The organism is Kosakonia sp. YIM B13588, assembly GCF_042788165.1.
GTDB lineage: Bacteria > Pseudomonadota > Gammaproteobacteria > Enterobacterales > Enterobacteriaceae > Kosakonia > Kosakonia sacchari.
Map to the genome: position 1 here is coordinate 115,562 of NZ_JBHZPO010000012.1, position 19,356 is coordinate 134,917.

At 57.1% G+C, this 19,356-nt stretch carries 19 protein-coding genes; 6 read left to right on the forward strand and 13 right to left on the reverse strand.

Translation table 11 applies throughout. The features are described from left to right. Positions 1 to 7: 7 nt before the first annotated feature. The 9 genes from ACFX4U_RS18895 to ACFX4U_RS18935 all read right to left on the reverse strand — a co-directional run bounded on the left by ACFX4U_RS18895 (position 8) and on the right by ACFX4U_RS18935 (position 10,357). A complete protein-coding gene (locus tag ACFX4U_RS18895) occupies positions 8 to 1,717 on the reverse strand; it encodes a hydrogenase large subunit (RefSeq protein WP_313507637.1) in 1,710 nt (569 codons plus the stop codon). 20 nt (positions 1,718 to 1,737) lie between these two features. Further along, positions 1,738 to 3,321: a hydrogenase 4 subunit F gene (hyfF, locus tag ACFX4U_RS18900; protein WP_305735342.1), complete on the reverse strand. Its 1,584-nt coding sequence runs from the start codon at positions 3,319 to 3,321 to the stop codon at positions 1,738 to 1,740. A gap of 4 nt (positions 3,322 to 3,325) precedes the next feature. After that, a complete protein-coding gene (gene hyfE / locus ACFX4U_RS18905; protein ID WP_017458953.1) occupies positions 3,326 to 3,976 on the reverse strand; it encodes a hydrogenase 4 membrane subunit in 651 nt (216 codons plus the stop codon). A gap of 11 nt (positions 3,977 to 3,987) precedes the next feature. Then, complete coding sequence (locus ACFX4U_RS18910) at positions 3,988 to 5,427, reverse strand: hydrogenase 4 subunit D (protein WP_305735343.1); 1,440 nt, start codon at positions 5,425 to 5,427, stop codon at positions 3,988 to 3,990. Positions 5,428 to 5,443: 16 nt separating this feature from the next. Beyond that, the gene (locus ACFX4U_RS18915) at positions 5,444 to 6,391 is read right to left on the reverse strand and encodes a respiratory chain complex I subunit 1 family protein (RefSeq protein ID WP_305735344.1); all 948 of its coding nucleotides are present in this window, start codon (positions 6,389 to 6,391) and stop codon (positions 5,444 to 5,446) included. A 13-nt stretch (positions 6,392 to 6,404) separates the two neighbouring features. Next, complete coding sequence (hyfB, locus tag ACFX4U_RS18920; RefSeq protein WP_313507603.1) at positions 6,405 to 8,426, reverse strand: hydrogenase 4 subunit B; 2,022 nt, start codon at positions 8,424 to 8,426, stop codon at positions 6,405 to 6,407. After that, the gene (locus ACFX4U_RS18925) at positions 8,426 to 9,046 is read right to left on the reverse strand and encodes a 4Fe-4S dicluster domain-containing protein (protein ID WP_305735346.1); all 621 of its coding nucleotides are present in this window, start codon (positions 9,044 to 9,046) and stop codon (positions 8,426 to 8,428) included. The genes hyfB and ACFX4U_RS18925 overlap by 1 nt, the downstream gene beginning before the upstream one ends. Before the next feature lie 268 nt (positions 9,047 to 9,314). Next, the gene (gene bcp / locus ACFX4U_RS18930; RefSeq protein ID WP_020454679.1) at positions 9,315 to 9,785 is read right to left on the reverse strand and encodes a thioredoxin-dependent thiol peroxidase; all 471 of its coding nucleotides are present in this window, start codon (positions 9,783 to 9,785) and stop codon (positions 9,315 to 9,317) included. Then, a complete protein-coding gene (locus ACFX4U_RS18935; RefSeq protein ID WP_305735347.1) occupies positions 9,785 to 10,357 on the reverse strand; it encodes a glycine cleavage system transcriptional repressor in 573 nt (190 codons plus the stop codon). Before ACFX4U_RS18935 ends, bcp begins: the two co-directional genes overlap by 1 nt. A gap of 145 nt (positions 10,358 to 10,502) precedes the next feature. Between ACFX4U_RS18935 and dapA the strand changes: the two genes are divergently transcribed. The 6 genes from dapA (at position 10,503) to ypfH (ending at position 17,041) form a co-directional block, all read left to right on the forward strand. Continuing rightward, the gene (gene dapA, locus ACFX4U_RS18940) at positions 10,503 to 11,381 is read left to right on the forward strand and encodes a 4-hydroxy-tetrahydrodipicolinate synthase (RefSeq protein WP_380218641.1); all 879 of its coding nucleotides are present in this window, start codon (positions 10,503 to 10,505) and stop codon (positions 11,379 to 11,381) included. Between the two features lie 16 nt (positions 11,382 to 11,397). After that, positions 11,398 to 12,432 (forward strand): outer membrane protein assembly factor BamC, encoded by a 1,035-nt coding sequence (gene bamC, locus ACFX4U_RS18945; protein ID WP_020454676.1) that lies wholly within the window; start codon positions 11,398 to 11,400, stop codon positions 12,430 to 12,432. Positions 12,433 to 12,538: 106 nt separating this feature from the next. Beyond that, complete coding sequence (gene purC / locus ACFX4U_RS18950; protein WP_017458944.1) at positions 12,539 to 13,252, forward strand: phosphoribosylaminoimidazolesuccinocarboxamide synthase; 714 nt, start codon at positions 12,539 to 12,541, stop codon at positions 13,250 to 13,252. A 132-nt stretch (positions 13,253 to 13,384) separates the two neighbouring features. Continuing rightward, a complete protein-coding gene (locus ACFX4U_RS18955; RefSeq protein WP_380218642.1) occupies positions 13,385 to 14,251 on the forward strand; it encodes a neutral zinc metallopeptidase in 867 nt (288 codons plus the stop codon). Positions 14,252 to 14,261: 10 nt separating this feature from the next. Then, positions 14,262 to 16,265, forward strand: coding sequence for a GNAT family N-acetyltransferase (locus ACFX4U_RS18960; RefSeq protein WP_313507601.1), 2,004 nt, complete (start codon positions 14,262 to 14,264; stop codon positions 16,263 to 16,265). A gap of 77 nt (positions 16,266 to 16,342) precedes the next feature. Next, complete coding sequence (gene ypfH, locus ACFX4U_RS18965) at positions 16,343 to 17,041, forward strand: esterase (protein ID WP_313507600.1); 699 nt, start codon at positions 16,343 to 16,345, stop codon at positions 17,039 to 17,041. A gap of 41 nt (positions 17,042 to 17,082) precedes the next feature. On the opposite strand, the gene ACFX4U_RS18970 is transcribed toward ypfH, so the two are convergent. From ACFX4U_RS18970 to ACFX4U_RS18985, 4 genes are all read right to left on the reverse strand, one after another. Beyond that, positions 17,083 to 17,283, reverse strand: a complete 201-nt coding sequence (locus tag ACFX4U_RS18970) for a YpfN family protein (protein ID WP_017458940.1) — start codon at positions 17,281 to 17,283, stop codon at positions 17,083 to 17,085. Positions 17,284 to 17,299: 16 nt separating this feature from the next. After that, positions 17,300 to 18,427 carry a succinyl-diaminopimelate desuccinylase gene (gene dapE / locus ACFX4U_RS18975; RefSeq protein WP_305735352.1) on the reverse strand — a complete coding sequence of 376 codons (1,128 nt, stop codon included), beginning with the start codon at positions 18,425 to 18,427 and terminating at the stop codon, positions 17,300 to 17,302. 3 nt (positions 18,428 to 18,430) lie between these two features. Further along, positions 18,431 to 18,787, reverse strand: coding sequence for an ArsC family reductase (locus ACFX4U_RS18980; RefSeq protein WP_200550208.1), 357 nt, complete (start codon positions 18,785 to 18,787; stop codon positions 18,431 to 18,433). A gap of 91 nt (positions 18,788 to 18,878) precedes the next feature. After that, complete coding sequence (locus tag ACFX4U_RS18985) at positions 18,879 to 19,316, reverse strand: GNAT family N-acetyltransferase (protein WP_086870854.1); 438 nt, start codon at positions 19,314 to 19,316, stop codon at positions 18,879 to 18,881. Between the last annotated feature and the right edge of the window lie 40 nt (positions 19,317 to 19,356).

Genomic DNA, 19,356 nt, shown 5'->3' on the forward strand with positions numbered 1-19,356 from the left:
TCTTTCCTTACTTCAGCGGCGAGTGGCGACGTTCAATGCCGTAACGTTCGATCTCTTTGTAGGGCACAGTTGTCGATTTACGCTTACGCACATCCACTAGCGTCACGCGGTCGGTACACGAATAGCAGGGATCGAGGCTGCCGATAATCAGCGGCGCATCGGAAACGGTATTGCCGCGCAACATATAGCGCAGCACCGGCCAGTTGGCGTAGGTCGCCGCGCGACAGCGCCAGCGGTAAAGCTTCTGGTTGTCGCCGAGCATGCTCCAGTGAACATCTTCGCCGCGCGGCGCTTCCACATAACCGAGTGCGAATTTATGCGGCTGATAGCTGAACCCTTCGGTCAGCAGCGGCGTATCCGGCAGGTTATCAAGGGCAAATTCAATCATCGCCAGCGAATCGAACACCTCTTTCACCCGCACCATAACGCGTGAAAAGACGTCGCCATCCGGCCAGGTAAAGAGCGTTTTCGGTAGGTTGCCGTAATCCGCGTACGGATGATCGAAACGTAAATCGCGGGCAAAACCGCTGCCACGGATCAGCGGCCCGACCGGGCTGAAATCGCGCGCTATCTGGCGGTCAAGAATGCCCACACCCTGGGTGCGCTGTGCCATGTTGGGCGTGGAGAGCAGCATATCGACCAGTTGCGCCACTTCCGCACGCATCTCTTTCACCAGTTGAATAGTTTTGACGCGCTGCTCTTTCAGAATGTCGCGGCGGATGCCGCCAATCAGATTCAGACCGTAGGTTTTGCGCGAACCGGTGAGCAACTCAGCCATGGTCATCGATTTTTCACGGATGCGGAAAAACTGCATAAAACCGGTATCAAAGCCGACAAAGTGGCTGGACAGACCGATGTTGAGCAGATGGCTGTGCAGCCGTTCCACTTCCAGCAGCACCGAACGGATGGTGTGCGCCCGCTGCGGCACCACAATGCCGAGCGCGTTTTCGACCGAGGTGGTGTAAGCCACGCTATGGGCAAAACCACAGATGCCGCAAACCCTGTCCGACAGAAACGTCACTTCGTTGTAGCCCATGCGGGTTTCCGCCAGCTTCTCCATGCCGCGATGGACATAAAATAATCGATAATCGGCATCGACAATCCGTTCGCCATCGACAAACAAGCGGAAATGCCCCGGTTCATCCGAAGTGATATGCAGCGGGCCAATCGGCACAATGCGCGCCGAATTGCCGCCATCGTTGATAAAGGTGTAGTTTTCCGTGTCGCTGGTTGGCTCCGGGCGCAGACGGTAATCCATGGTGTCTTTGCGCAGCGGGTGCAGATCGTCCGGCCAGTCATCCGGCAACACCAGCCGGCGCTGATCCGGCAAACCGACCGGGATCAGACCGTACATATCGCGGATCTCACGTTCGCCCCATACGGCGGCGGGTACGCGCGGCGTCACCGACGGGAATTCGCGCGTGTCGGCATCGACCAGCGCTTTCACCACAATCCAGCACTTTTCCGCGCCTTCCATCGACAGCGCGTAGTAGACCGCGTAATGGCCATTCAGAGTGCGTTCATCGTTGCCGAACAGCACCGGTAACCAGCCGTCATGCTGGTAATAGAGGTAGTGCACAATGTCCGGCAACAGGTTGATTTTGACCGTTATAGTGACTTGTTCGAAGGTCTGGCGCTCCTCGTCCAGCACCGCGCCGGGAAACTGCGCCTTCAATGCAGCAAGACAGGCGTTGCCGCGAGGTTGCTGGAGATTCACGCTTGCTAAATAACTCACTTTCACTCTCCCTGACGATGCGACGGCGTTGCCGATGCGGCGGTGGTATCAACATTGGCCCACAGCCAGCTAAGCTGGGTGGGATGATCATCATTGTTTTGCTGCACGATGGTGGCGGCGCTGGCCAGTAACCGGCTGACCGGCTGAGGAATATGCGTACCCATCACCAGCATCATCACCAGTAAAATCACCATCGGCGCGGTGGTGAGCCAGCCCAGTTCGCCAGTTGCCACCTGTTGCGGCGGCGTGGCGAACAGCACTTTCGCCACCATGCGCACCAGCCCGCCGAGCACCAGCGTCAGTAACACCAACAGCAGGATGGTGACGGCGAGATGTTCCGCCGCCAGTCCGGCGGTAACGGTCATAAACTCACTGAGGAAAATATTGAATGGCGGCATACCGCCCAGCGCCAGCGCGCCGCCGCCGAGCAGTACGGCGGTAAACGGCATCACTTTCAGCATCCCGCACACCACATCCATATTGCGTGTGCCGTACTTCAGCAGCACATTACCGGAGCCGCAGAACAGCAGCGTTTTCGCCAGACTGTGATTGAGCGTGTGCAGCAGCGCCGCCAGAATACCGAGCGGGCCGCCGATGCCGAGTGCAACGGCTACCAGCCCCATGTTCTCCACACTGGAGTAAGCCAGCAGGCGTTTCATATCCTGCTGCACCAGAATGAAGAACGCGGCGACACCCACCGACAGCAGACCAAAAATCAGCAATAGCCGGTTGGGGAAACTGTCACCGATGGCGTGACAAATAATGATGTAGTAGCGGATCAGCACCAGCAGTGCGCAGTTGAGCAGCACCGCTGAGAGCAGGGCGCTTACCGGGCTCGGCGCTTCGCTGTGCGCGTCCGGCAGCCAGGCGTGCATCGGGAACAACCCGGTTTTGGTACCAAAGCCAATCAGCACAAACACAAACGCCAGCACCATCAGCGTCGGGTCGAGCTGACCGCTCTCTTTCAGCACTTCGGTCCAGAAAATGGCGTGATCAGGCTGCGCCATAAAGCTGGCGGCATTGGCGTACACCAGCACCGTACCGAACAGGCCAAACGCCACGCCAACGGTACAGATGATGATGTATTTCCATGCCGCTTCCAGCGATGAGCGCTGCCCGTAAATACCGACCAAAAACGCGGAACTGAGCGTGGTGGCTTCGATCGCCGCCCACATCACAATCAGGTTGTTGCTGGTGACCACCAGCAGCATGGTGAACAGGAACAGGTGGAAAAAACCGTAGTAGTAACAGAGCGTCGGCACGCTGATTTCACCGTGATCGACTTCATGGCGCATATAGCCAATTGAATAGAGGCCGGTGATAAAACCGATGACGCCCAGCAGCGACAGGAACAGCCCGCTCAGGCTGTCGATATGCAACCAGCGGCTGGCGGCGAAAATTTCCCCTTCGCGCACCGCTTCCGCGACCGTCCACAGGGCGATAACCAGCAATAGCGAAATCCCCAGCGTATGCACCACCGTAACCAGCGTGCGCGCCGCATTGCCGCTCAGGCGGCAGGCGAAGCACAGCGCAGAAACCAGCAGCGGCGTCAGCAGTAACAACGTGAACATCAAGGTATGACTCATGGTGTTACCCCTTCAGCGCCGTCAGCGTGTTGACATCCAGCGTGCCGTGAGTACGCCAGATTTTCCGTGCCAGCAGCACCATCACAATCACCGCGAAAATGGCGTCGGTGGCGATGCCAATCTCCACCAGCTCCGGCGCGCGCCAGGCGAGCAGCGCCAGCACCAGGTGCGAGCCGTTCTCCATCAGGCAGTAGCCGAAGATTTGCCGCAGGATATTGCGCTGGCTGATAATGCACAGCAGCCCAAGCAGGAAGTGACCGAGCGCAACGGCGAGCGCCGGTTTGAGCTGCGCTATCATCGGTAACTGCACCGGGCGCACCACAAACCAGCACAGCAGCACAATTGCCGCCGCCATCAGCACCAGTGTTGCCGGACCAAACAGCCGTTCCCCAACGCCGGATTGCGCCATCTTGCGAAAGGCGTAGCCCATAATTAGCGGCACCAGCAGCACTTTGGTGAAGAACGCGCTGAACGACCACATCAGCAACTGTTCGGCGTCCAGCAACTGCGACAGGGTAAAAAAGATAGAGACCAGCACCAGCGATTGCAGGGCATACAACCAGCAGGAGACGGAGTAGCGTCTGGCGCAGGTGACCAGCAGCGAGGTGAACATCATCAGCCCCGCCAGGTTGTTAACAAGCAGTGTTCCCGTCATTATCGACTCCCTTATCCAAGCCACGCCGCAGCGATCACGCTTGAGCACAGCGACATCACAATCAGAATCACCAGCACCAGTTTCATCGCGTACGGCAGCGGTGCAGCCTGCGCCACTTCTTCGCTCGGCTCACCTGGCACCACGCGCCCGAACCAATAAATAAACCAGCCGAAGCTGGCGACGGATTCCACCAGCGCCAGAATCATTACCGCCAGTAAAATCGGGTCGTCATTCGACAGGGCAAACCCGGCGGCGAAGAGGGGGAATTTACTGAAGAAACCGTTAAATGGCGGCACGCCGGTGATCGCCAGTGCGGCAACGCAAAAGCCAATGCCTGCCAGCGGCAATGTCTTCATCACCCCGCGCAAGCGCGGCAGCAGGCGAGTACCGCAGCTGTAACTCAGTGCGCCCGCGACGAGGAAAAACAGGCTCTTGGCAAAGGCGTGGTTGAAGATGTAAACAATCCCCGCTTTGAAGGCCAGCGGCGAGCCGAAGGTCGACAGCGACAGGGCAAGGAAGATCCAAGCCAGTTGCGAGATGGTCGACCACGCCAGCAGCCGTTTCATATCTTTTTGCGGCAGATACATCAAAAAGCCGTATACCAGCGTCAGCGTCGCCATGCCCACGCCAATCCAGCTGATGATGTGAGGAATGTGTCCGCCTTCGGCGATCGCGCGGGCAAAAATGTAGACGCCCACTTTCACCATTGACGCGGCGTGTAAGTAAGCACTCACCGGGGTTGGTGCTTCCATCGCATCCGGCAGCCAGGCTTGCAACGGCAACTGGGCGGATTTGCCCCACGCGGCAAACAGAATGCCGCCGTACACCAGATACGCCGCCGGGCCTTGTAGCTGACTGATGGCGCTCAGCGCAAACGTGTGGGTATGCAAAAACAGCGTGGCCGCCGCCAGATACAGGCCAAGCGAACCGACGTGCGTGATAAGCAGCGCTTTCATCGCCGCGCGCTGGGATTTTTCGCTCTGGTAATAGCTAATCAGTGCCCAGGAACAGCCGCCGGTGATCTCGAAAAACAGCAACTGCCCGAGCAGCGTGGAGGAGAGCACTAAACCGGACATCGCACCGATAAACACCAGCAGGAACGCATAATAACGGTTGCTGCCGTCGTGCGGATGCTCGCGGTTGCTGCGCGTCAGGTAACCGGTCGAATAGAGCGCCACCAGCAGGCCAAGAAAGACCACCGCAAACAGGATCAGGGTGCTGATGCGGTCGACTAACAGACCAAACAGCACCACCTGACCCGCCGCCAGCAGTGGCATATCCGCGGTTTCACTGCCCGCCTGGTAAAAGCGCCAGGCCAGCAGCACGGTGGCAAGCGTTGCCAGAAGCGCGAAGAGCGTGGCAAGCTGCGGCGCGGTTTTCCGTGGGCAAAGCGAGACGACCAGCGCGCCGATAAAGGGCAGCAGTAGCGTCGTCAGAGCAAGAGTTTCCATTATTTTTCCGCGCTCCTTACAAACCGGTTAACCAGAGGACATAGGACAGCGCAGCCAGACTGAAGCCGAGCCAGGTCAGGCGGTGCGTCAGCAAAAAGCGCCCGCGCGCCAGCGAGTTTTCCACCACCGATGCCAGCACAAACACCACCAGCAGTTTCAGCAGCGTGACCACCAGCGACAGCGCCATCGCGCCCGCGCTGAGCGTGACGGCGTTGCCGAAGGGGAAAAACAGCGCGAGGAACAGTGAGGCCATCACCACCTGCTTCAGACCGACGCCCCATTTCACCAGCGCCAGACCCGCGCCGGAATATTCGGTCAGCGGACCTTCCTGCAACTCCTGCTCCGCTTCCGCCACGTCGAACGGGATTTTGCCCATCTCAATAAAACAGGCGAACCCGCAGGCCAGCATTGCCAGTAGCGTGGCGACCGGCGACATCCAGCCCGCCGCCAGCGTGTTGCTGATGGCGCTGATTTGGGTGGATCCTGCCAGTAACGCCAGCACCAGCAGCGAAAGGATAAGCATCGGCTCCACCAGAATCCCCAGCGTCAGTTCGCGGCTGGCGCCGAGGCCGGAGAAGGGGCTGCCGGTATCCAGACCGGAAAGGGCAAAGAAGAAACGGAACAGGGCAAAGAGATAAATCAGGGTGATTAAATCGCCCGCTCCGGCAAAGGGCGCGGTGCGGATAAACAGCGGCAGCGTCATCGCCACCAGCAGCATGCTGCTGAGCAACACCCATGGCATGGCGCGAAACATCAGGCCAGATGAAGCCGGCGCGACAGCCTGGCGTTTTAGCAGCTTTTGTAAGTCGCGGTAATCCTGCCAGATCCCCGGCCCTTTTCTGGAGTGCATGCGGGCGCGGATTTGCCGGGACACTCCGGTAAACAGCGGCGTCAGCGCCAGCAATAGGGCCGCCTGGCAGAGGGCAAATACCCCGAGTGACCACGCAGATGTCTGTTCTAACATTGTTGTCTCCTCTTCACAGCGCGATCGTCAGCAGCAGGATCACCAGCGCGGCAATCACATACAGGCAGTAGAGCCGGAAATCGCCGCTTTGCAGGTACTGCACCACGCGAGCCACGCGCTGCGTCGCGCTGACCAGCGGGCGAATGATTTTCTCGTCCCAGAACGGCTCCGTTCGCGTTGCCGCCTGCGTAATTCCGCCCAGGCTGCGCTGTAAGGGCTGAGCTGGGTCGAGCTGTTTACGTAGCTGGTAAAGCGGGCCAAACATCACGCGCAGCGGCTGGGTAAAACTGCCAGCGGAAGGGGCCATGCCTTTTTCCCATGCGTAACCGCAGGCCCAGGCATCGCCACTGCGGCGAAACGCGCCGCGCGTCTGGCGGTTGAGAAACCACAGCACGCCGGGCAGCAGGGGCAAAAGCAGTAACAGCAGGAACACGGCGGAAGGCGTCAGCATCGCTTGCTGCGCATCACCGGGGATAAGCGTTGCGCCTTCGGCGGCGGCAAGTGCTGCTGGTGGCGTTAAACTCAGCGCGATATGCATTAACTGCGGGGCCACCCAGCTTGCACCCACGCCGAGCGCCACGCACAGCAGCGCCAGCACGGACATGGCGGCAATCATCGGCCATGGCACTTCGCGTGCCTGATCGGCTTTTTCACTGCGCGCATTGCCGCAAAAACTGACGCCGTAAACTTTCACAAAACACATTGCCGCCAGCGCGCCGGTGATCGCCAGCATCACAATGGCAATGGGGCCAGCGAGGCGCGGGATGATCGCGTCGATACGGGTCAGAGAGAACAGCGACTGATAGGTGTACCACTCGCTAATAAAGCCGTTCAGTGGTGGCATTGCTGAAATGGCGAGACAGCCCACCAGAAATGCGCCAGCCGTCCATGGCATCCGTTTGCCGAGTGCCCCCATTTTTTCCATATCGCGGGTATGCAGGCGAAAAATGATCGCCCCGGCCCCCAGAAACAGCAGGCCTTTAAACAGTGCGTGGTTAAGCAGGTGGAACAGCGCGCCGAGCAGGCCGACGGCGGCAATTACCGGTTGATGTAAGGCAATGCCCGCCATGCCGACGCCGACACCCAGCAAAATGATGCCGATGTTCTCGACGGTGTGCCACGCCAGCAGACGTTTGATGTCGTGCTCTGCCAACGCATACAGCACGCCAAGCACCGACGACACTGCGCCAAACGCCAGCACCACTACGCCCCACCACAATGGAATACCGCTGTGACCGAGCAGGTCGATACCGACTTTGATAATGCCGAAGATACCAATTTTCACCATCACGCCGGACATCAGCGCCGAGGCGTGCGACGGTGCAGCCGGGTGGGCGCGCGGCAGCCAGCTGTGCAGCGGCAACATCCCGGCTTTGGCGCCAAAACCGAAAAAGGCCAGCAGGAAGACCGCCGACGCGGTGCCCGGCTCCAGCGTGAGTGCGCGGAAACTGGCGAAATCGAGGCTGCCGCTCTGCCGCCACATCAGGAAGAAGGCGATCATGATCAATACCGACCCGGCGTGGGCGATAAAGAAGTAGAGCATCCCGGCGCGGATCGACTCTTCATCCTGGTCGGTGATAACCAAAAACCACGAGGCAAGGGACATCATTTCAAACAGCACGATGAACCAGAACGCGTTATCCATCACCACCAGGCCTACCATCGAGGCGATAAACAGGTTCATAAAAAAGCCCATCGCACCGGCACCTTTGCCGATGTATTCCCGCACATACGCCAGTGAATAGAGCCCGCACAACGTGACCAGCAGTGAAATCACCAGCACCATGAAAGCGCTCAGGCTATCCATGCGTACCACGAAATGGGCGAAATCAAACGGGCCAATGGCCTGAAAACTCAGCGGCACGCCGCCGTGCAATGCGCTCAGGGCGCTGGCGATCCCCAGCACGCCGCCGATCATGGCGGCGATCCCGGCGACGTTGATCGCCAGTTCCTGACTGCGGGCAAGCAACAACGACAGGACGCCTCCGGTGACGTACACCACGATTGACCACATCAATAATTGCAGGGCATCCATTAGCGTTGCTCCGGCGAAGAGGGAAGAGGAGGAAAGGTCACATCGGTTGAGTTCAGTGCGGCCAGCTCCCGACGGGCCTTGAGCTGTTTCTGCATCGTACTTTCGGTTTCCAGATGTAGCGCTTGCGTAGGGCAAGCCCGTACACAGGCAGGGCCTTCGGGTAGAAAGTCGCAGAGATCGCATTTCACCGCGATGGTTTGCACCCCCGCGTTCCAGCGTAAAAACGGGTGATCGTTGGGCGCGCTGCCGGGCACATCGCGCAGTTGTTCTTCGGCAATGTGATGCTCGTAACGGGCGGGAATATTGAGCGGGCGGCTGCCGGCGGGCGTGATCGCCCCGAACGGACACACCAGCCCACACAGTTTGCAGCCAATGCACAGCGTTTCGTTGAGATAAACGGCATCATCCTGAAACGAAATGGCATTAACCGGACACACCTGTTTGCACGGCGCGTCGTCACAGTGGCGGCACAGTATCGGCGCGGTTTTGCTGGGTGTGCGCACGAGTGTCAGCCGGGGATGGTGCTGCAGGCCCTGGCTTTTATGCACATCCGAGCAGGCGGCAAGACAGGTATTGCATCCTATACACCACTCGGGATCGGCAATCACAAAGCGGTTCATTTCGGCTCCCTGGAATCGAGGTAAAAACATTGAGCCTGCTTTAGCATAAGCTGTGCCAAAGTTATAAATTTTTAAATTTCAAAAGGTTGTTGGTTTTTGAAGTTGGCGGGACGAACAAAAGTGATGGTCAGCGTAGAGCGAAAATTAACCTGTCGGCACAAGTGTCGACATCACGGTGTGAAGTGTGATCGTGGTCAAATATTGGCAGGGGAGACGCAAAGGAAAGGGCGTACCCGATCGGGCCGCCCTGAGAAAAGGTGCGTTACTGTCAGGCGTTCTCTTTCAACCAGTTAACCACGATGTCGTGGTGATTGCTGGTTTTGAAGTCATCAAACACATGTTCAACTTTACCGTCAGCGTCCACGAGGAAGCTGATACGGTGGATACCGTCGTAGGTTTTGCCCATAAAGGTTTTTTCACCCCAGACGCCAAACTGCTCGCAGACCTGATGGTCTTCATCTGAGAGCAGCGTAAAGTTGAGCAGCTCTTTTTCGGCAAAGCGGGAAAGTTTCTCTGGTTTGTCGGTGCTGATACCCAGCACTTCCACACCCGCTTTCTTTAACTCATCCATGTTATCGCGCAGGCCACAGGCCTGGACAGTACAGCCTGGTGTCATGGCTTTCGGGTAGAAATAGACCAGAACACGCTGTCCCTGGAAGTCGGCCAAATTTACTTGTTCACCGTCTTGATCGGGCAAGCTAAATTTCGGTGCGATATCACCGGCTTTCAGTGGATTCATTACTTAACTCCATCCTGTTCATCATGCTGGGAATAGTTGACGATGTTTATACTGCCTTGCGCGTTCAATTCTGTACATAGGGCTTTGAACGCCTGCTCAATATTTGACGCGTCCTGTGACGCGGGGCTATGAGCGGTTATCTGGATAAATAACGTTGGCGCAACGGTAAGATTACCGGGATGTGTACGGGAGACTAACTCCGCAATATTCATTTCGTGTGCGTCGAAAAGCGCAGTGAAACGCTCAATCAGGTGGGGCGAATCGGGGACTTCAACCTGCACCCACACGGTGGCTGGCATATCAGGACGCGGACGGGCATCGGTGCGCTTCATCACAATCAGCAAATCCAGCTCGGCGCCTTTCAGCGGTAAGGTCGATTCGATAAGCGTGATAGCGTTCCACGAGCCCGAAAGCAGCATTATAAACGTGAACTCTTCCCCCAGCATCGCCAGACGGCTGTCTTCGATATTACAGCCGCAGCTGCTGACGTGGCGTGTGATCGTGTTCACAATGCCAGGCCTGTCGGCCCCCAGCGCAGTGATAACCAAAAAGTGTTGTGATGAGGTTGTCAAACCTGAGCTTCCTGTCAAACATGAGGTAATCATAAGGAAAGCATAAAAAAAACCGGCATACAACCGCCACAGAGCCTCAGGTCTCTTGCTTTTCTGACGGCACCGCACGTACCATTGAGAATCTTGTTCGCACAGAGGATGGCCCATGTTCACGGGAAGTATTGTCGCGCTTATCACGCCGATGGATTCGCAAGGTAAAGTCTGCCGGTCAAGCCTGAAAAAACTGATTGATTACCATGTCGCCAACGGAACCACGGCGATCGTTTCGGTAGGGACTACCGGTGAATCCGCCACGCTGAGCCATGATGAACATGCTGACGTGGTGAAGATGACGGTTGAACTGGCCGACGGGCGCATCCCTGTGATTGCCGGGACGGGCGCGAACGCTACCGCGGAAGCCATCAGCCTGACCCAGTGTTTTAACGGCAGTGGCGTGGTGGGTTGCCTGACTGTTACGCCTTACTACAACCGCCCGACTCAGGAAGGGCTGTTCCAGCATTTTAAAGCCATCGCCGAACATACTGACCTGCCGCAAATTCTGTATAATGTGCCGTCGCGTACCGGCTGCGATATGCTGCCGGAAACCGTGGGTCGCCTGGCGAAAATTAAAAATATTATCGGTATTAAGGAAGCGACCGGGAACTTAAGTCGTGTTTACCAGATCAAAGAGCTGGTTTCAGACGACTTTATTCTGCTGAGCGGCGACGATGCCACCGCGCTGGACTTTATGCAGCTCGGCGGTGACGGTGTGATTTCCGTAACCAGCAACGTGGCGGCGCGCGATATGGCTGACATGTGCAAACTGGCGGCCGAGGGGAATTACGCCGAAGCACGCGTAATCAACCAGCGTTTGATGCCGTTACACAACAAACTATTTGTCGAACCCAATCCAATCCCCGTTAAATGGGCATGTATGGAGTTGGGGCTTGTAGCAACCGACACGCTGCGTCTGCCGATGACGCCCATCACCGACCACGGTCGTGACGTTGTCCGCACTGCGCTTAAGCATGCCGGTCTGCTGTAAAGTTTAGGGAGATTTGATGGCTTACTCAGTACAGAAGTCGCGCCTGGCGAAGGTAGCGGGTGTTTCACTTGTGATGTTGCTCGCCGCCTGTAGTTCCGATTCACGTTATAAGCGTCAGGTTAGCGGTGACGAATCCTATCTGGATGCGGCTCCGCTTGCTGAACTTCACGCGCCCGCAGGGATGATCCTTCCGGTGCAAAACGGTGATTACACCATCCCTGTTGCTAACGGCAGCGGCGCGGTAGGTAAAGCGCTGGACATTCGTCCGCCAGCTCAGCCGCTGGCGCTGGTGAGCGGTGCGCGCACCCAGTTTACCGGTGACACCGCGACGCTGATGGTTGAAAACGGCCGCAACAGCACGCTGTGGCCGCAGGTGGTCAGCATTCTTCAGGGGAAAAACTACAGCATCGACAAACGTGACGATGCCACGCAGACCCTGACCACCGGTTGGGTTGACTGGAACCGTCTGGATGAAGATCAGCAGTATCGTGGTCGTTATCAAATCTCGGTGAAACCGCAGGGTTACCAGCAGGCGGTCGTCGTCAAGCTGGTGAATCTGGAACAGGCGGGCAAACCGGTGGCGGACGCCGCATCGTTGCAGCGCTACAGCACCGAAATGCTGAACGTGATCTCCTCCGGTCTGGATAAAACCGCAACTGACGCGCAAAACGCGGCGGAAAACCGCAGCGTCTCTACGCTGAACGTCCAGAGCGCCGCCGATGATACCGGTCTGCCGATGCTGGTGGTGCGTGGGCCGTTTAACGTGGTGTGGCAACGTCTGCCGTCCGTGCTGGAAAAAGTGGGCATGAAAGTCACCGACAGCACCCGCTCAACGGGCAGCATTGCAGTGACCTACAAGCCGCTGTCCGACAGCAGCTGGCAGGAACTGGGCGCGCGCGATCCGGGTCTGGCCTCCGGCGACTATAAACTGCAGGTCGGCGATCTGGATAACCGCAGCAGCCTCCAGTTCATCGATCCGAAAGGTCACACGCTGACACAATCGCAGAACGACGCGTTAGTCGCAGCCTTCCAGGCGGCGTTTAACCGATAATCCTCAAGGCCGGATGTTCCGGCCTTTTTTTATTATGGTGACGCAAACGTGTGCGTCGGCGTAAAATAGCCAAATTAGCCTTGTAATCACACCTGGAGTAATGAAGATGCAAAAGCAAGCTGAGTTGTATCGCGGCAAAGCGAAGACCGTGTACAGTACGGAAAACCCGGACCTGTTGGTGCTCGAATTCCGTAACGATACGTCAGCAGGGGATGGCGCGCGCATTGAACAGTTTGATCGTAAGGGCATGGTGAACAACAAGTTTAACCATTTCATTATGACCAAACTGCAAGAAGCGGGCATCCCGACCCAGATGGAAGCGCTGCTTTCTGATACCGAATGTCTGGTGAAAAAACTGGATATGGTGCCGGTAGAGTGCGTGATTCGTAACCGTGCGGCAGGCTCGCTGGTAAAACGTCTGGGCATCGAAGAGGGGATTGAACTGAATCCGCCGCTGTTCGATATGTTCCTCAAAAACGATGCGATGCACGATCCGATGGTGAACGAATCCTACTGCGAAACCTTCGGCTGGGTGAACAAAGAAAATCTGGCGCGCATGAAAGAGCTGACCTACAAAGCCAACGATGTGCTGAGCAAACTGTTTGATGACGCTGGTTTGATCCTCGTTGATTTCAAACTGGAATTTGGCCTGTTTAAAGGCGAAGTGGTGCTCGGCGACGAGTTCTCACCGGACGGCAGCCGCCTGTGGGATAAAGAGACGCTGGATAAAATGGACAAAGACCGTTTCCGTCAGAGCCTTGGCGGCCTGATTGAAGCCTATGAAGCCGTGGCGCACCGTCTTGGCGTGAAACTGGACTGATCTTCACCTCGCGTTACTTCTGGAGGATGCCTGCATCCTCCGGATTTCCTCACTTTTTTCCTGTGCTAATCCTTCCCTCTGCGCCTACGATCATATATACACTGAGTCCATCATTGGGATAGTGAGGTAGTTATGCGCTGGCAAGGCCGTCGAGAGAGTGACAACGTAGAAGACCGACGTAATGAGTCGGGTGGGCCGTCGATGCGCGGGCCTGGGTTTCGTTTACCGGGTGGCAAGGGCGGGATAATCCTGCTGTTGGTGGTGATTGTCGCGAGCTATTACGGTGTTGATCTCACCAGTTTACTGACCGGGCAACCGGTGAGCCCACCCACGCAACAACAGCGCGCCGCGAACCCGCACGAGGATGAGTCTGCGCATTTTACCCGCGTCATTTTCGCCACCACCGAAGAAACCTGGGGCCAGCTGTTTGAAAAAATGGGACAACATTATCAACAGCCGACGCTGGTGATGTACCGTGGCAGCACCCATACCGGCTGCGGCACCGGGCAATCCATTATGGGGCCGTTTTACTGCCCGGCAGACAGCAAAATTTATATCGATCTCTCTTTTTACGATGAGATGAAAAACAAGCTCGGCGCGGGCGGCGATTTCGCCCAGGGCTACGTGATTGCCCATGAAGTCGGTCATCACGTGCAAAAACTTTTGGGGACAGAAGCCAAAGTGCGCGGTCTGCAACAAAACGCCACGCAACAACAGGCGAATGCTCTGTCGGTGCGCATGGAGTTGCAGGCCGATTGTTATGCGGGCGTCTGGGGCCACAGCATGGAGCAGCAGGGCGTGCTGGAACCGGGCGATGTCGAAGAGGCATTAAACGCCGCGCAAGCCATTGGTGATGACCGCTTACAGCAGCGCAGTCGGGGCGTCGCATTCCCGGATAGCTTCACGCATGGTACCTCGACACAGCGTTACACCTGGTTCAAACGCGGAATGGACAGCGGCGATCCGGCGCAATGCAATACATTCAGCGGGCAGTTGTAATCATCTCGTGATGCAACAGCTGATTGAACTGAGCGCCCGCATGGCGCGGGAAGGGATCCGTCGCTTGCTGGTGATTGCCGGTCAGCCTGCGTGGAGTGAGGCGCAGGCGGGCACACTGCGCGACTCGCTTCCCGGCGACTGGCTGTGGGTCGGTGAAAACAGCGGCTGGCCACAACACATTCAACCTCGCGCATTAACTACCTTGCTCGGGCGGGAATTCCGTCATGCCGTGTTCGATGCGCGTGAAGGATTTGATGTCGCCGCTTTCGCCGCCCTTGGCGGGACGCTCACGGCCGGTAGCTGGCTGGTGATGCTCACACCGCCGTTCGCGCTGTGGCCGCAGCAGCCGGATGCAGACAGCCTGCGATGGAGCGACACCGCCGAGCCGATCCCGACCCCGGTTTTTATTGATCACTTTTGCCGTACGCTCCGTGACGATCCACAAACCGTGGTGTGGCAGCAAGCGTCACCTTTTTCTCTTCCGGACTTTCCTTCCCGGCCTGAATGGCACGCGGCAACTGGCGCACCCGAGCACGAGCAGGCGCAGATCCTTGAGCAACTTCGTCGCATGCCGCCAGGTGTCGCGGTGGTGACGGCACCGCGCGGGCGAGGAAAATCGGCGCTGGCGGGGATGCATATTGCCCGCATATCTGAGCCTGTCACGGTCACCGCACCTGCGCGCGCCGCCACCGATGTGCTGGCGAAATACGCCGGCGAGCGGTTCAACTTTATCGCCCCGGATGCGTTGCTCCAGCAGATAACGGCGCAGGGAACACAGCCGGGCTGGCTGGTGGTGGATGAAGCTGCTGCCATTCCTGGGCCGCTGCTGCATGCGCTGGTTTCCGCTTTCCCTCGCGCATTGCTCACCACCACCGTACAGGGTTATGAAGGCACCGGGCAGGGTTTTTTGCTGAAGTTCTGTGCCGGGTTTCCGCAGTTACGCCATTACACGCTCTCCACGCCGCTGCGCTGGGCGCAGGGCTGCCCGCTGGAGCAGGTAATTAGCGCCCTGTTGCTGTTTGACGATGAACCTGTCGTTGAACCGCCGACAGGTGACATCACCATGCAGCCGTTACCAGCACGGGCCTGGCAAGAGACGGCGGCGATTTATCGTCTGCTGGCGAGCGCCCATTACCGCACGTCACCGCTCGATCTGCGACGCATGATGGATGCGCCTGGGCAGCATTTCTGGCAGGCTTGCCGGGCAAAAACGGCGGTGGCCGCGCTCTGGCTGGTGGACGAGGGTGGGTTAAGTGCCGGGCTTAGCCAGGCGGTGTGGGCGGGTTTTCGCCGTCCGCGCGGTAATCTGGTCGCACAATCGCTGGCCGCGCACGGCGGTAGCCCGCTGGCGGCAACATTGCGCGGGCGGCGTATCAGCCGCATTGCTGTGCATCCTTTTTGCCAGCGTACGGGGATTGGCAGTGCGCTCATCGCCCATGCGCGAGCGCATACAACGAAGTGTGATTACCTCTCCGTCAGTTTTGGCTATACGCCAGAATTATGGCGCTTCTGGCAGCGCTGCGGTTTTTCGCTGGTGCGCCTTGGCAGCCATCGCGAAGCGAGCAGCGGCTGTTTTACCGCCATGGCGATAATCCCGCTGACGGCGGCTGGCGAAGCGCTGCTGGTGCGGGAACAGACTCGCCTGGCGCGCGATCTGCCCTGGCTTGCCGACTGGCGCGAGGAAACGTTGTCTCTGCCTGTTGTTCAGTCGACTACGCTTAGTGAAGAGGACTGGCTGGAGCTGGCCGGTTTCGCTTTTGCGCATCGACCACTTTCGGCGGCTTACGGCGCGTTATGCCGTTTGCTGGCGCACGCGCATTTGCCATTGTTGGCATTGCGAGGACGGGTAAGCGATGGCGAAAGCGAACAGGCGTTATGCCAGCGTTTATCGCTGAGCGGGCGTAAAGCGCTGCTGCTATCTCAGCGCCGGGAGTGTGAACAGGCGCTCTTGCAACTGGATGCTGAGCGCGCACTCAATCTGAAAACACAGGTGCAGAAACTGCAATTTTTTTAACTAACTCATTCAGTTAAATGGCATGGTCATTATGGCTCCCGGGCGTAAACTGCACTCAACGATTTAAGGAGACAACCATGAAACATGACCATTTCGTTGTGCAAAGTCCGCAATCCCCGGCAAAACAATTACTGCTGTTGTTTCATGGCGTTGGCGATAACCCGGTCTCCATGGGACAAATCGGCAGCTGGTTTGCACCGCACTTTCCCGATGCGCTGATCGTCAGTATTGGCGGCGTCGAAACCTGCGGCGCACCACCGGCCCGCCAGTGGTTTTCCGTGGCAGGCGTGACGGAAGAAAATCGTCAGCAACGCATTGATGCTGTGATGCCGCAATTTATTGACGTTGTGCGTTACTGGCAGCAGCAAAGCGGTGTAAACGCGTTAGCCACGGCGCTGATTGGTTTTTCGCAAGGGGCGATTATGGCGCTGGAAGGGCTGAAAGCGCAGCCGGATCTGGCTTCGCGGGTGATTGCGTTCAACGGGCGTTACGCCACGCTGCCGCAGGCGGTTTCCACGGCGCAGACCATTCACCTGATTCACGGCGGTGAAGACCGGGTTATCGATCTGGCCTGGGCGGTGAAGGCGCAGGAAGCAGTGCAAACGCTAGGCGGCGATATCACGCTGGATATTGTCGACAATCTGGGCCATGCCATTGATGATCGCAGTATTGAGCTGGCGCTCAAACATTTGCGCTACACCGTGCCGAAGCACTATTTCGATGAAGCGTTAAGCGGCGGCAAGCCGAATGACGACGATATTATTGAGTTTTTATGAGCAAAAAATTCACCCCCGAAAGGGGGTGAATTATGTGAGGCTTACTTTTTCGGCTGATCCTGTTTCGGCCAGTCGTCATCGTCGTCCCATTTGTCGTTGAAATCACGATGCGGTGGCAGATCCGGCTTGTTAGCGAGGAATTTTTTGTGATCGACCCGGCTCAGGTCTTTGATCACATTAATCAGTACGCCAAGTAAAAAAACCAGTACCAGAATCCACCAATATTTTGCCAGCCAATCCATGTCATCCTCCAGGCCATCAGGCGATGAGTTGTTCCATAATGCGTTGATACATACGGGCGAGCAGTTGCAAATCCGCCGCGTTCACACATTCGTTGATCTTGTGAATGGTGGCGTTCACCGGCCCGAGTTCAACCACTTGCGCGCCCATACGCGCGATAAAACGGCCATCTGACGTGCCGCCGGTGGTTAACAACTGCGGTTTGATCTCATTATAGTGCTCAATGGCATTGACCACCGCATCCACCAGCTTGCCGCGCCCCGTCAGGAAAGGCTGCCCGGAAACCCACCACTCCACGCTGTAACGCAACTGATGTTTTTCCAGCAGCGCCTGCACGTGAGCTTTGATCATCTCGTCGGTCAGTTCGGTACTAAAGCGGAAGTTGAACTGCACAAACAGATCGCCAGGGATAACGTTGTTGCTGCCGGTTCCGGCTTTGATATTGGCAATCTGCATGCTGGTCGGCGGAAAGTATTCGTTGCCGTGATCCCACTGGATGGCCACCAGCTCATTGAGCATTGGCGCGGCGCGATGCACCGGGTTATCCGCCAGATGCGGATAGGCAACGTGCCCCTGAACACCGTGAATGGTCAGGTTGCAGGTCATCGATCCACGACGACCGTTTTTTACCACATCGCCCACCACTTCCGTACTGGAAGGCTCACCAACCAGGCAGTAATCCAGCCGTTCGTTACGCGCCATCAGCGCGTCGACCACTTTGACGGTGCCGTTGGTGGCGCTGGCCTCCTCGTCAGAGGTGATAAGAAATGCCAGACGGCCTTTATGCTGCGGATGCTGGGCGACAAAACGCTCGGCGGCGACAACCATCGCCGCCAGCGAACCTTTCATGTCTGCTGCGCCGCGACCAAATAGCATGCCGTCGCGGATGGTTGGTTCAAAAGGCGGGTTGATCCAGCGGTCCGCATCGCCAGCCGGCACCACATCCGTATGGCCAGCGAAGGCCAGCGTTTCGCCTTGCCCGCGCCATGCCCAGAAATTTTGCGTGTCGCCAAAATCCATCGGCTCAATGGTAAAACCGATAGCGCGCAGACGTTCAATCATTAGCGCCTGGCATCCTGCATCATTGGGGCTCAGAGAAGGGCGACGAATAAGCTGCTGTGTCAGCTCAATAACCGGGCACGACATAAACTACACCTCGTTAATAAACTTCTCATAACTGGATTCATTGAAACCCAGCAGCATAGGCTTACCCGGCGCGCAGAGCAATGGGCGTTTGATAATTGCAGGCATTTCAAGCATCAACGCGATGGCAGCATCATCATTGGTGATGGCTGCGCGCTGGGCTTCATCCAGCTTGCGCCAGGTGGTGCCCCGGGTGTTTAGCAGTGCTTCCCAGCCGAGTTCATCAACAAATGTACGCAGTAAATCTGCATGAATACCGTCTGTGCGGTAATCGTGGAAACGGTATTCCACCCGCTGCGCTTCGAGCCAGCGGCGCGCTTTTTTGATGGTGTCGCAGTTTTTGATGCCGTACATGGTGATCATGGTGAATCCTTTTGTCTCTTTGTTGGTTATTTGTGCAAGAAATTAGAATAACGGATTTTAATTTGCCTGTGATTTGTCTGATAAGCAAATGTCAGCGGATATAACCACTCTGTTCCAGTTTGAATAAACTTTCAGGTGTTGCGCATACCATGCCAGTGGTTAAAAAACGGAAACCATATTGTTGATAAAATCCTGTCTTTTCCGGTACGGAATAAATAAAGGTTTTGCCGAACGGTAATAATGTTCTGACAATGTCAGACATCAGTTGTTTTCCATAACCGCGTCCCTGCATTTCCGGCGCGACCACAATATCCGCAACATAGCTGGCCCATGTCAGATCGCTGATTGCGCGCGCTGTGGCGACCAGCTCCCCGTTATGGTAGCCAAACCAGCAGAAGGTGCTGTTACGCCACGCCTGCTCGACCTGCAGCGGGTCGCGCTGATTAAGACCGCCTGCGGCAATCAGCGCCGTTAACGCCAGCCAGTCCACCGCTTCAATTGCTGATTTATCGAACAATGTGATCGTCATTTCATTTGGCCCTAAAGTTTTTATGGAATATTGCCGTTAT